The organism is Serratia microhaemolytica (assembly GCF_004011885.1).
GTDB lineage: Bacteria > Pseudomonadota > Gammaproteobacteria > Enterobacterales > Enterobacteriaceae > Serratia_G > Serratia_G microhaemolytica.
On sequence record NZ_SBEF01000001.1, the window covers coordinates 170,614 to 183,606 of the forward strand.

Annotated in this window: 14 protein-coding genes; 7 read left to right on the top strand and 7 right to left on the bottom strand. The window is 48.3% G+C overall.

The window, feature by feature from the left end; genetic code table 11:
- The first annotated feature begins 89 nt into the window (after nt 1–89).
- Nucleotides 90–785: a peptidoglycan meso-diaminopimelic acid protein amidase gene (dpaA, locus tag EOJ37_RS01680; RefSeq protein ID WP_127956994.1), complete on the top strand. Its 696-nt coding sequence runs from the start codon at nt 90–92 to the stop codon at nt 783–785.
- A 115-nt stretch (nt 786–900) separates the two neighbouring features.
- Here dpaA and EOJ37_RS01685 read toward each other — a convergent pair whose 3' ends face one another.
- The 5 genes from EOJ37_RS01685 to dnaQ all read right to left on the bottom strand — a co-directional run bounded on the left by EOJ37_RS01685 (nt 901) and on the right by dnaQ (nt 6,039).
- The gene (locus EOJ37_RS01685) at nt 901–1,668 is read right to left on the bottom strand and encodes a class II glutamine amidotransferase (protein WP_127956996.1); all 768 of its coding nucleotides are present in this window, start codon (nt 1,666–1,668) and stop codon (nt 901–903) included.
- Nucleotides 1,669–1,718: 50 nt separating this feature from the next.
- Nucleotides 1,719–2,300 (bottom strand): D-sedoheptulose 7-phosphate isomerase, encoded by a 582-nt coding sequence (gene lpcA / locus EOJ37_RS01690; protein ID WP_127956998.1) that lies wholly within the window; start codon nt 2,298–2,300, stop codon nt 1,719–1,721.
- 66 nt (nt 2,301–2,366) lie between these two features.
- Nucleotides 2,367–3,623, bottom strand: a complete 1,257-nt coding sequence (locus EOJ37_RS01695) for an O-antigen ligase family protein (RefSeq protein WP_127957000.1) — start codon at nt 3,621–3,623, stop codon at nt 2,367–2,369.
- Between the two features lie 182 nt (nt 3,624–3,805).
- Nucleotides 3,806–5,050 carry a putative lipopolysaccharide heptosyltransferase III gene (gene rfaQ / locus EOJ37_RS01700; protein WP_127957002.1) on the bottom strand — a complete coding sequence of 415 codons (1,245 nt, stop codon included), beginning with the start codon at nt 5,048–5,050 and terminating at the stop codon, nt 3,806–3,808.
- A gap of 242 nt (nt 5,051–5,292) precedes the next feature.
- Nucleotides 5,293–6,039 (bottom strand): DNA polymerase III subunit epsilon, encoded by a 747-nt coding sequence (gene dnaQ, locus EOJ37_RS01705; protein ID WP_127957004.1) that lies wholly within the window; start codon nt 6,037–6,039, stop codon nt 5,293–5,295.
- A gap of 62 nt (nt 6,040–6,101) precedes the next feature.
- Here dnaQ and rnhA point away from each other — a divergent pair, with 62 nt between their 5' ends.
- Nucleotides 6,102–6,569: a ribonuclease HI gene (gene rnhA / locus EOJ37_RS01710; protein ID WP_127957006.1), complete on the top strand. Its 468-nt coding sequence runs from the start codon at nt 6,102–6,104 to the stop codon at nt 6,567–6,569.
- Nucleotides 6,570–6,652: 83 nt separating this feature from the next.
- On the opposite strand, the gene EOJ37_RS01715 is transcribed toward rnhA, so the two are convergent.
- Nucleotides 6,653–7,372 (bottom strand): methyltransferase domain-containing protein, encoded by a 720-nt coding sequence (locus EOJ37_RS01715; protein WP_127957008.1) that lies wholly within the window; start codon nt 7,370–7,372, stop codon nt 6,653–6,655.
- A 250-nt stretch (nt 7,373–7,622) separates the two neighbouring features.
- On the opposite strand from EOJ37_RS01715, the gene gloB reads away from it, so the two are divergent.
- From gloB to EOJ37_RS01735, 4 genes are all read left to right on the top strand, one after another.
- Entirely contained in the window at nt 7,623–8,375 is a 753-nt protein-coding gene (gene gloB / locus EOJ37_RS01720; protein WP_127957010.1) for a hydroxyacylglutathione hydrolase, read from the top strand.
- A 78-nt stretch (nt 8,376–8,453) separates the two neighbouring features.
- Nucleotides 8,454–9,824: a murein transglycosylase D gene (mltD, locus tag EOJ37_RS01725; protein ID WP_127957013.1), complete on the top strand. Its 1,371-nt coding sequence runs from the start codon at nt 8,454–8,456 to the stop codon at nt 9,822–9,824.
- A 114-nt stretch (nt 9,825–9,938) separates the two neighbouring features.
- Nucleotides 9,939–10,328: a ribonuclease domain-containing protein gene (locus EOJ37_RS01730; RefSeq protein ID WP_420820609.1), complete on the top strand. Its 390-nt coding sequence runs from the start codon at nt 9,939–9,941 to the stop codon at nt 10,326–10,328.
- A 4-nt stretch (nt 10,329–10,332) separates the two neighbouring features.
- A complete protein-coding gene (locus tag EOJ37_RS01735; protein WP_127957017.1) occupies nt 10,333–10,626 on the top strand; it encodes a barstar family protein in 294 nt (97 codons plus the stop codon).
- Nucleotides 10,627–10,736: 110 nt separating this feature from the next.
- Here the strand turns inward: EOJ37_RS01735 and yjgA are convergent, their stop codons facing one another.
- Nucleotides 10,737–11,285: a ribosome biogenesis factor YjgA gene (gene yjgA, locus EOJ37_RS01740; RefSeq protein ID WP_127957019.1), complete on the bottom strand. Its 549-nt coding sequence runs from the start codon at nt 11,283–11,285 to the stop codon at nt 10,737–10,739.
- Nucleotides 11,286–11,508: 223 nt separating this feature from the next.
- Between yjgA and pmbA the strand changes: the two genes are divergently transcribed.
- On the top strand, nt 11,509–12,849 hold the full coding sequence (pmbA, locus tag EOJ37_RS01745) for a metalloprotease PmbA (RefSeq protein ID WP_127957021.1): 1,341 nt from the start codon (nt 11,509–11,511) through the stop codon (nt 12,847–12,849).
- Nucleotides 12,850–12,993 lie beyond the last annotated feature (144 nt).

Here is a 12,993-nt window from a genome sequence, read left to right on the forward strand (position 1 = left end):
CTATAGTAGATGGTTAATAGAAGATTGTTAGGTGTAGAGCACAGAGGCTTTACGCCGCCAGTCGTTGAGCATAAGCAGGAAATTAAGCAATGAGTAAGATCGCGTTGTTGTTTGCGATGCTGTTTTGTGTGCCGATGGTTGCCACTTGCAGCGCTAGCGAACAGGTGCGCAAACCGCGTGTAGTGATGCAAAAATTACAGGGTTCGCCTGTCTATATCCAAATTTTCAAGGAAGAGCGTGTATTGGAGCTCTACGTCAAGGTTGACAATCGCTTCCGCTTGGTTAACAGCTTTCCGATTTGTAACTTTTCGGGAGGCCTGGGGCCTAAACGCCGTCAGGGAGACTTAAAAAGCCCTGAGGGGTTTTATACCGTTGGTGCTCACCATCTGAAACCAGATAGCCAGTATTACCGTGCTATCAATATCGGCTTTCCGAATGATTATGACAAATCTCAGGGTTATTCAGGTAATTACCTAATGATCCACGGTGAATGTAAGTCAATCGGCTGTTATGCGATGACTAACAACTATATGGGCGAGATCTATCGTTATGTCGAAGCTGCGTTTGCCAATGGTCAGCGTCAAGTGCATATCAATATCTACCCATTCCGCATGACCGAACAGAATCTGCAACGCCACAGCTCATCTGCAGATATCAACTTCTGGCGCCAGTTAAAACCAGGTTATGACTATTTTGTCAAACATAACCAACCGCCCGTGGTCAATGTCTCTAATGGTCGCTATGTACTTGCTAACGGCCAAGAGGGATCACGCTTTAACGGTTAACCCCTGTGCCAGTGTTATATCCGGCCAGCAGATCATCGCTGGCTGGGTTAACAGCCCGCCACCGATGCCGGTAATCGGTTCATAACGCCACTCACCATTTAATCAAACCGTTAAATCAAGCCAATTGCACCCCATTATGGAACAATACAAATTCACCCGGTGTGATTTTGTGCCAAGTTTCATCACCCGTCAGCGGTTGGGTCGCGATCACCGATACCACATCATCAGGTGCAGTTTGCTGTTGAAAATCAATTTCGACATCGTGATCCAGTAATGTTGCTTTACCAAATGGTGCTCGACGCGTTATCCAATATAGGTTTGTTGAGCAATACGCCATCACAAAGCGGCCATCCGACAGCAGCATGTTGAACACACCCCGTTGCCGTAATTGATCTGCCAACAGTGCAATATAGCGGAATACAGCAGGCCAGTTACGCGGTGGGCGTGGATACTTTAACCACAGCTGGTGCAACAACCAGCAAAACGCTCGCTCACTGTCTGTCTGGCCAACAGGACGAAAATGCCCAACAGCCAGCCGCTGATAACCCTTAAGTTGGCCATTATGAGCATAGCTCCAGTGACGTCCCCACAACTCTCGGGTAAACGGGTGAGTATTCTCCAGTGCCACCTCACCACGATTAGCTTGGCGAATATGGGAGATAACAGCGCGTGATTTGATCGGATACTCTTGCACCAAGCGCGCAATCGGTGAATTGAAACTGGGGGCGGGATCTTTAAACGTGCGGCAACCTTTCCCCTCGTAAAAGGTGATCCCCCAACCATCTTTATGTGGTCCAGTGCGGCCACCACGCTGAATTAATCCGGTAAAGCTGAAACAGATATCCGTCGGTACATTTGCGCTCATCCCAAGCAGTTCACACATTTAAACCAACCTATTGATCCAGATAGTTAATGATAGTCTTCTCACTCATCTCAGGTGCGCAACATCTCTTTTTCAATCAGTAAAATCAGGATATGGATCACCTTGATATGTATCTCCTGAATACGATCTGCATAGCCAAAGTGAGGAACACGGATCTCAACATCCGCCATATCTGCCATTTTCCCCCCCTGCTTACCGGTTAAGGTAATAATCTTCATCCCTTTCGCTTTAGCAGCTTCAATCGCTTTAATGATATTGCCTGAGTTACCTGATGTGGAGATGCCCAACAGCACATCGCCTTCTCGGCCAACAGCTTCAACATAACGGGAAAAGACGTAGTCATAACCAAAGTCATTACTCACACAAGAGAGGTGACTCACGTCAGAGATAGCAATCGCCGGATAGCCAGGACGATTTTCACGATAGCGTCCGGTCAGTTCTTCAGCAAAGTGCATCGCATCACAATGAGAACCGCCATTACCACAGGAGATAACTTTACCTCCCGCTTTAAAAGACGTTGCCAGCATGACAGCCGCCTGTTCAATATTGAGGATATTATTCTCATCGCTGAGAAACTTATTCAGAGTATCAGCCGCTTCAGTTAACTCATTGCGAATTAAATCGTGGTACATAGCGAAATTACCTCTTACTTAACGGTGCCATTGCATTGTTAATACGTTACGCGATAGCGGTCGCGATCACCTCTGTTGTTCCATTTTGCTATCACCGCTGTTCTGAGCCTGTTTCTGCTTCAAGCTAGCCGCAGCCAGCATTGCCGCAATCACGACAAACAGATGCCCCTCAGACGAATCAAGCAGAAATGAGTTAAACAGATGACAAGCCATATAACTGGTCAGCACTGCAATCAGTAAATTACGGCACGTTTGTGCTTGGCGCCATCCAGCACGAAAACAGCACAACATCCAACCAAGGAACAGCACCAAGCCCAATAGGCCACTATGAACCGTCTGCAACAGATATTCATTATGTGGGTTATTGATACTATAGCCAGTTGTTTGATTACCATACCAGAAACTGCCTGCGCCATTTCCCAGCAATGGGGCTTGTTTGATTAGCCGAAACGACTCGCGTGCAAAAGAGAGCCGTTGCCCCATTGAATTATCACAAGCTTGATGTTGCCTCTCTGTTGGTGCTTGCAGGCACTGCTTGATTTCTTGTATCCCAAGAGCAAAACGATCGCTAGCACGATTTGGTACCAGTATCATTACCAATAACACCAGTATGCCGCCTGCCACAGCTACCATGCGCATCCGGCAGGATAACGCCAGCAGCAACCAACTGCCCACACCGACAAACAAAGCAATATAACCAGTACGTCCCTGTACCATGAGTAAAATATTGGCTACTGCCAATATCACTAGCAAGCAATAACCCCAGCGTTGCCAGCCAACCGCAGAGAATGTGCGAGCAAGCCAGAACAGTGCTGCAAATGCCATAAAAACATTCTGAGTAATATGCAGTTTAAACACTGTCGGGTTTTCAGGATCAATACCAAGCAATGAAATATGGCTGATGCCAACACAGAAACTGAGCAGCAGGATCACTGCGTTTGCCAGTAAAAAACCGCTAATCACGCGTGATACCAGGTGTGGTTGCTTAAGAAAAAACAGTGCCAGTGGTAGCACAAATAGCAGTTTTTTATATTTGCTGACCATCTTTGCACCATAGTCATGGTGCTGTGTCAGTAGTGAGAGCGCCAACAGCATAAACATCACTGCAGGCAACCAAACTAAGGGATGACGTAGTAACGGCAGTAGATAACCGAAATCGGGCTTCCAGAGTAAGCAGATCACCACCATTCCCAGTGAGAGATTCATCAGAAAATTCGATGTTGGGAAGGAAAAACCCAGTAGAAAAGCCGTCGTACTGAGCAGATAAAAATGCCAGCCAGCAGCATCTATTGATAATGGAAATGGGATTTTATTCAATGACATAATGAAAAGCTCATCGGTTGTTCGCGACTCTATTCGCTATTATAGTTCGGTTATTGATTGGGTTATTGGCGGCAGAAATGGCTGGCAAGCCAAGCAGCATATCCGATTATGCTAGGACACTAAGATACCCCCGATTGGGACCACTTTTGTTGCCAAATTATCCCAAGCAAGGTGCAAAATTCTCACTCAGTGTACGTAAGCTGCGGTTTGTCTACACTGTCGCTGGCCAAGCTGGCGGTGCTAGTAACGTTGTTTACTGAGACTGGCTCTAAATAACGGTCTATGGCACTGATCACATCAGCACTCGGGATCGCTTCCAGATAGCGCTCGCTAGTATTGGTATCAACTTGATTAGGCTCAGGTAATTGACGATAGTCACCTGCCCAAAGTAACGTATGTGGTGCTTGCCAAGGCGACCACTGAGCCAGATTGCTAGGGCCAAACAACACTACCGATGGCGTCTGAAGCGCTGCGGCCATATGCATTGGAACCGAATCGACCCCCACAAACAGTTTGGCGCGTTCAATCAGAATGGCCAGCTCAGGCAACGCCAAAGCACCGGCTAAATTGACCACACGTTCTGGCTGCAAACAGCCAGCAACAATCGTCGCCGCCATCACAAGCTCTTCCTGTGCAGCACCGCCGGTTAATACCACCCTTTCACCACGAGCGGTAATGTGGTTTATCACCTCAGTGAAGCCAGTGATCGACCAGGTTTTAAATGCCCAACGCGCCGTAGGCTGTATCAGGACAAAATCGGTGAGTTGATGCTGTTCAATGAGACGTTGGACACTATCAACATCGCGTGCTCGGTAGCTCTGCCTAACTGCTGTAATAACTTCAGGCAGTGCTAATGGGGTAAGAATATCAAGATTATTTAACACCGTATGCTGTTGCTGATGTCCCTCCATCGGCACCAACAGCGAATGGCAAAAACGCCATAAGCGATTATGACGCTTAGGGTGGTCAAACCCCAAGCTGAACGCCGGTTTCAAACAACGGCAGTAGAGTGCAGCGCGCCACTGTTCAGAAAGATTAACCACTAAATCATACTTTGCAGCACGTAGACTATTCCACAACGCCCGCTCACCACGATATCTCACTTTATAATTTTGCTGTTTTAGAGTGCGATCAACAGTATAGGCAAAGTTAACATCCGGATTACCGGCCAGCATCGCCTCAGTTCCTTTATAGAGCAGAACATCGATCAATGCATTCGGGTAGTGGGCACGCAGTGTACTTAGCAGGGGAGTAATCAGCAACACATCACCAAAGTGACGCAATTTAATGACTAGGATCCGTTTAACCTGCTCATGTTGAAGTAAATGTGCTGGAATTGCACTATCTGCAATTGCACTATCTGGAATTGCACTATCCGGCAAACACTGGGAGAGAGCCTTTTTCGATACTCCTGAACGTTGGGTCATGGTCATCTTTTGTCGTCTCGAAAAATGCCTAGTCATGCTTGTCTGTTAAGTCATGTTTGTTCACGCGGATACACGGTACTGGGGTGCCATTATATCGACAAATTAAATATAATGAAGTGCAATTATCATAAAAAAAGAGCAGTTTGAGCTCAATCTGTCATCTCCAAATCATTTTATTACTCATCACTGCTGACAATCAGCAAAATTTGTTATCCGCGACTCACTCAAGCTAACCAGTGTAGTTACTCCGAGCTAGAACGCCAAAGGCAATTACCCCCTTTTTTGCTCACCAAATCCAAACGTGCTTCATGTGCGGCAACCTCTTCTGCGCTGGCATAAATCACCCTAATTGAGGCGTTATCAGCCCGTGAGATCGGCTGAATGTTCTGTACTGCCTCTACATTTGATGCGTGGTTTCCCTCAACCTGAAAGGCAATTGAAGTTTGCCCACCAGTCATGGCCAAATAAACTTCGGCCAAGATCTCAGCATCAAGTAATGCACCGTGCAGCGTGCGCTTACTGTTATCTATTTCATAACGGCTGCATAGCGCATCAAGGTTGTTACGCTTGCCTGGAAATAGGCGTCGTGCCAACAACAGGCTATCAGTCACGCTACAGAACGTTTCCGTTTTTGGCATATCGCGCTGGAGCATGCGTAACTCATAATCAATAAAGCCGATGTCGAACGCGGCGTTATGGATCACTAATTCAGCACCTCGAATAAATTCGATGAACTCGTCAGCAACTTGAGCAAATTGCGGTTTATCAGCCAGAAACTCGTCACTGATACCATGTACCCCATAAGCTTCAGGATCAACCAGTCGATCAGGCCGCAAGTAAACGTGGTAATGTCGCCCAGTCAAACGACGGTTGATCACCTCGACAGCACCGATCTCAATGATCCGATGCCCCTCGTAGTGAACACCTAATTTATTCATACCGGTAGTTTCGGTATCGAGTACAATTTGTCGATTGGGTATCGCTATCATTTTACCGTGCTCATCTATTCATCAAACCGTGGAATAAAACAGACGCAGAGAGTCTACCAGAGATGCTTAAGAAGATAGAAATTTTCACTGATGGCTCCTGCCTTGGCAATCCAGGGCCGGGGGGTTACGCTGCCATTCTGCGTTACAAACAACACCAGAAAGAGCTAACTGGTGGATATCGCTTAACCACCAACAACCGCATGGAACTAATGGCAGCGATTGTTGCACTTGAGGCTCTGACTGCACCGTGCCAGGTAGTGTTGAGTACCGATAGCCAGTACGTTCGGCAAGGCATTAGCAGTTGGATCCACAACTGGAAAAAACGCGGTTGGCTCACTAGCGAGAAAAAACCGGTCAAGAACGTTGATCTGTGGCAACGGCTCGATCTGGCAATTCAGCGCCACAAAATTGATTGGCTGTGGGTCAAAGGCCATTCAGGACATACAGAAAACGAACGTTGCGACAGTTTAGCGCGCCAAGCGGCTGAACAACCTACCCTTGACGATATTGGTTATCAAAACACACTGTAGTTGCGAGCCGGCAGTCACAGAACAAGATCCCGACACAACGCCAGCGTGTCATGCCACCCGGTTGATAACGACGTTATTCATGCTCACAATTCATGCTCACAACGTTGATTGACGCCAACCGCACGGCCTAGCGGTGTTTTTTTGCTCAAAACCTTACCGAACACCGGAGTAAGCGGCAACATGCGCTTACGTGCCACGGTTAAGTTCAAACAGCCAAAGATGGATAAACCGGAAACACCGCTGCCAGCGATCGCCGCGCGCCAAGGCTTAGGATGGAAACATTGTTGTGCCATAACCTGATAATTGAGCTGTTTCAGCCAGTGCCGCAGTGCACGTTGTGTCACTCGATGGTAGCCAGTACAGCTTTTATCCTGCTGAATGGACAGCCTTTGTGAGATCGCAGCCAAACTGATCGGATTGAATGTGCTGATCAGCAGCCAGCCATCATTTATCATGACACGATCGAGCTGCTGCAACAGCAGTTGTGGATCGTGGCTATAGCAAAGTGTATGTGCTAACAGGCAGGCATCAATACTCTTTTCAGCAAATGGCAACCGTAAGCTATCGGCGCACAGATGCAACTTGTTACCGGCCACATCTACGTTCATCTGATGCAAGATCGGACACCCTTGCGTGTTCAGTTCCGCACTCAAGTTACCCAATTTCAGCAGATGAAAACCAAACAGCTTCGGCCACCAGAGTTCCAGTTGCTGTTCGAGCGCAGCACGATAATATTCACCCCACGCTATTTCTGCCCAAGAGCTTGGTATTTGACTTTTTGATGGCGTGTTGATTGACTTCATGCTCTATTATCCTTCAATTGGCGATGAGGCCAAAAGCAGCGCGGCGATGACACAATCGAACTGATTCAATCTGGTTTGCCAAAGCAAATGAGTCCAGCGAACTATTCAATCCCGCTCAAACCTGCAACTTGGTCAACTCGATAACGGGTTTATCGATTCTATCCAAGCTGCTCCATAAACAACATCAATATCTGCCGGTCAAAGAGTTAGACTACTCATCTGGCGTTAACCATGCCTATGGAGAAACATCATGGCCCTTATCACTATTGCCGCTCTACGGGATAACTATATTTGGCTGCTTAGCCAACAGCAGCAGTGTGTGATTATTGATCCGGGTGACGCGAGCGCTGTTCTGGCAAAGCTTGAGCAGTTACAGTTAACACCGGTTGCGATACTGCTCACTCATCATCATGCAGATCATGGTGATGGTGTCTCAGCTATCGTCAAACACTACCCTGGTTTGCCGCTTTACGGCCCAGCAGAAACTGCACACTACGGTACCGATTACCTGTTAAATGATGGTGATATTTTTCAACTCGTTGGCCGAACCTTCACCACCTTTGCTGTTCCTGGACACACCGCAGGGCACCTGGCGTTTTACAGTGCGCCGTACCTGTTTTGTGGTGATGTACTCTTCTCCGCCGGCTGCGGACGTGTGTTCGAAGGCACGCCGCAGCAGATGCATCACTCACTGCAACGATTAGCACAACTCCCTGATGAAACCCTAATCTGCTGTGCACATGAATACACTCTGGCTAATCTCGCATTTGCCAGAATGCTACTGCCAGAAGATCAGCAGATTTTAGACTATCAGCAACAAGTTGAACAATTGCGCGCAAAAAAACAACCAAGCGTTCCTACAACATTGCAGCTCGAGCGAAAAATAAATCTATTTTTACGCTGCAATGATATTGATTTACAGAAAAAAATAGGCGTCTTTTCACCACCTGAGCCACTCCATACCGTTTTCGCAGCATTACGTCGTTTCAAAGATAACTTATGAGCTTTGTGGTTGTGTTGTTGGCACAAGCAAAGTATTATCTACTGTCTTTTAAATAATCAACCAACCGACGACTCGAAAATGAAGGCTAAAGCGATATTTCTCGCCTCCGTTTTGCTTGCCAGCTGCCAATCCTCAAAACAGGATAATGCGTCGGCAGCAGAGCAACATAAATCAGAAACATCAACCGATCATGGGCAAGCACAAAAGTTAATGATCGATGATCTTGCCGGTTTGGCATGGTTGCCTGATGAGCAAGCCAGTAGCACACAATCTGAGTTGTGGCGCTCGATCCGTCGTGGTATGCAGCTGGAGATCCCGAGAAATGATCGGGTTCACGAGCAAAAAGAGAATTATTTAAAACGCAAAAACTCGCTTCAAGACATAGCCATTCGTTCTGAACCCTATATGCACTTCATCGTTGAGCAGTTGAAACAGCGCAATATGCCGATGGAGTTAGCGCTACTGCCGATGGTAGAGAGTGCCTTCAATCCTCATGCAACTTCACACGCCAGCGCTGCAGGATTATGGCAAATTATGCCGCAGACCGGGCGTAATTACGGGCTAAAAAACAACCAATGGTATGATGGTCGTCGTGATGTGGCGGACTCCACCAGTGCAGCGCTCGATATGTTGCAGTATCTCAATCGCATGTTTGACGGAGATTGGCTGTTAACCATGGCCGCCTACAACTGTGGCGAGGGGCGTGTGCTACAGGCAATCAAGCGCAATAAAAGTGAAGGTAAACAGACTGATTACTGGTCACTAGCATTACCGAAAGAGACCATGTTATACGTGCCGAAGATACTGGCATTAAGCGACGTGATCAGACACAACCAACGCTATGGGCTGCAACTGCCGGAGACCGATGAGACGCGAGCTCTGGCACAGTTCGATATCGGTCAACAGATCATGCTAAAACAAGCGGCACAAATGGCTGGATTACCGTTAGCGCAAATGAAGGCATATAACCCAGGCTATAAACGCGGTGTCACCGCCCCCAATGGCCCACACTACATCATGGTGCCAAGACAGAACTTGGCACAGCTACAAGATTCACTCTCGAGCGAAAAGATAGTCGTGCCTGCCTCGGCGCTGGTGATTAAAAATGACAGCAAATCTGCCAACGGCAGCTACAAAGTACGCTCCGGCGATACACTGACCAGCATCGCGAAACGACTGGATGTCAAAACGAAAGATTTAAAACGCTGGAATGGCTTAAAAGACAATAGCGTACTAAAAGTAGGGCAGACGCTACAGGTGGCTAACAAGAGCAGCATCACCTATAAAGTGCGCAAAGGCGATTCACTCTACAGCATTGCTCGTCGCCACGGTGTCAACGTCAACGATGTTAAACGTTGGAATTCAGAATTGAGTAAAAAAGGTAACCAGTTACAACCTGGAATAAAATTAACGCTCTATGTCAATCACAGCAATGCTTCAGGCAGCTAATCTGCCGGCCATGGTTAGGTGTTAACATTGCTCGGTTACTCATCATCACTTATGAACAGAATCACCTTATTTAGCGCAGTGCTTGCCGTTGCTGCGGTGCTGTTTAGCCAGGCAATGCAACAGCCAGCAATGGCTGCCAGCGGCAGCAACCATGCCATTAATCAGCAACATATTGATCAACTGACAGAACAACAGCACGTTATCCATTACCTACAGCAACACCAGCGTTTGCCTGACTATTACGTCACCAAACAGCAGGCACGAGAACAGGGTTGGGATGCGCGTCGCGGCAATTTATGCCAAGTATTGCCAGGTAAAGCGATTGGCGGCGATCGTTTCTTTAATCGCGAAGGCCAACTACCGATGGTCAAAGGGCGTCAGTGGCGCGAGGCAGACATTAACTATCGCTGCGGCCACCGTGGCAGTGACCGTCTGCTCTACTCCAATGACCAACTGATTTTCGTTACCCACGATCACTACCAAAGCTTTATACGGATAGAGTGAACTGATGCAAAACAACTGCTTTGATTTTGATCTGATCCCTGATCTCGCTACTTTCTACCGCGATTTCGCGACGCAATTCACCTTAGAACAGGGGTTTGGTGCCAACTTAGATGCACTGTGGGATGTTGTAACTGCAGATATCCCACTGCCGGTTAACATTGTTTTTATCCACCTTAACCCACAACGTCGACAACAATTCGCCGCCATCATTGCGCTGTTTGAGCAGGCGGAACAGGAGCTTGCGGGGCGGCTACGATTTCAGATCACCGACCGCCTACCCCAATCACCTGCTTGCTAGCTCACTGACACAACCGTGCTCATCACCGTTAGCAGCAAAACAGGAACAATACGCCAACTGTCGCCATAATACGAGGCGACAGCGCGCAGCAAAATCGTGCTGACGACGCCTCACCCCTCTCCTTCCGCCAAGGCACGCAAATACTGAAATATCTGCCGTTGTGACTTTGGAGGCTTATTGGCAGTTTTTTCCTTCTGTGCATTACGCACCAGCGAACGCAACTGCTGGCGGTCAGCCTCTGGATAAAGCTCTAATACTGCTGGAATGGCATCATCACCCTGCTCCAGCAGACGATCGCGCAGCATCTCCAGTTTATGGAACAGCGCGACTTGCTGATTATGGCGATTTTTTAGTTTATCCAATGCAGTCTGGATTGGCTCTACATCACGCCCGCGCAACATTTTACCAATCAGTTGTATCTGACGCCGCCGCCCCTCTTTCTTGATTTTCTGTGCCAACTCAATCGCGGCACGTAAATCTTCATCAAGTGGAATACGATCGAGCGCGTTCTTTCCCAGTTCCATCAACTCAACACCTAGCACCTTCAGTGCTTCGGCATCGCGCTTAATTTCGCTTTTACTGACCCAGATAATCTCGTCATCGTCCTCGTTTTCCTGCTCCGGGACATCGTCGAGCCAATCTTCAGAAGGTGTATTCATAGTAGGCTCCGCTAAAAAGAGGCATATGCTAACAGGTTACTGGCGGTATGCGAAATTCTCGACGCTTCCTGTTAGACTAAAGAACAGCAAGCGTATACACGCTGGGGTACGCATCAATCAACAAGATCAGTAACAATATGGTGCTGATCGTTACGTTACCCCACCATACCGTGCCATCACGGCATATTCATTTAACGATTTTCTGATCAATTATGGCCGACGGATGAAAATAGTCACTCAGATTGCACCACAGCGTAAAGCACTGGAACAGGCTGTCGCCTACGCGCTAGAACTGGCAAGCTCCGCTTGTGACGGCGCAGAAGTTGCGATAGCGAAAACCACTGGCATCAGCGTGAGTACACGCTTTGGTGAAGTAGAGAATGTCGAATTCAACAGCGATGGCGCACTGGGCATCACCGTGTATTGTCAACAACGTAAAGGGAATGCCTCCTCGACCGATCTCAGTCAGGAAGCGATTGCGCGCGCCGTGCAAGCCGCATTAGACATTGCGCGCTACACCAGCCCTGATCCCTATAATGGCCCGGCCGAAAAATCGCTATTAGCATTTGAAGCACCGGATCTTGACCTTTTTCACCCCACTGAACTCGATGCAGAACAAGGCATTGAGTTAGCCGCACGCGCCGAACTGACCGCACTAGCAGCCGATAAACGCCTCACCAATACCGAAGGTGCCAATTTCAACAGCCACTATGGCATCAAGGTATTTGGTAATAGCCACGGTATGTTACAGAGTTACTGCTCGAGCCGTCACTCACTCTCATGCAGTGTTATCGCCCAGCAACAGGGGGAGATGGAGCGTGACTACGCTTATAGCGTCAGTCGAGCAATCGCCGATCTCGCCAGCCCAGAATGGGTAGGCGAAGAGTGCGCACGCCGCACCCTGGCCCGTTTATCACCGCGTAAATTGCCGACCATGAAAACCGCCGTGCTGTTTGCCGCTCCAGTGGCGACGGGGTTATTTGGCCATTTAGTCGCTGCCATCAGTGGCAGCAGTGTGTACCGTAAGTCGACCTTTCTGCTTGATTCACTCGGGCAGCAGATCCTACCACAGTGGTTAACGGTGGAAGAACAACCTCACCTGCTGAAAGGTCTGGCCTCTACGCCGTTTGACAGCGAAGGCGTGCTAACACAACGACGTGATATTGTTAAAGATGGGGTACTGCAAACCTGGTTATTAAACAGTTACGCGGCGCGTAAACTGGGGTTACAAACCACTGGTCATGCTGGCGGTATCCATAACTGGCGGATTGCTGGGCAAGGTGAGGATCTGGCGGGAATGCTACGTCAACTCGGCACCGGACTCCTGGTCACTGAACTGATGGGACAAGGTGTCAGTACAGTAACGGGTGACTACTCACGTGGCGCGGCTGGCTTCTGGGTGGAGAATGGGCAGATCCAGTATCCGGTCAGTGAGATCACTATTGCTGGTAACCTAAGAGAAATGTTTCGCCATATCGTCAGTATCGGTAGCGATATCGAGACGCGCAGCAACATTCAATGCGGTTCGGTACTACTGGCAGACATGCAGATTGCTGGTGAATAAATCGGATTTATGGCACTAGATTGTCGCTCTACCGAAATGGGAGAGCGACAATTCGGTTATCTTGAACTTGGTTGGTTCGAACTCAGTGCGCTGAAACAATACCGCCGATAGCGTCAAGCGTACTTGGTTCAATTAATACACCGC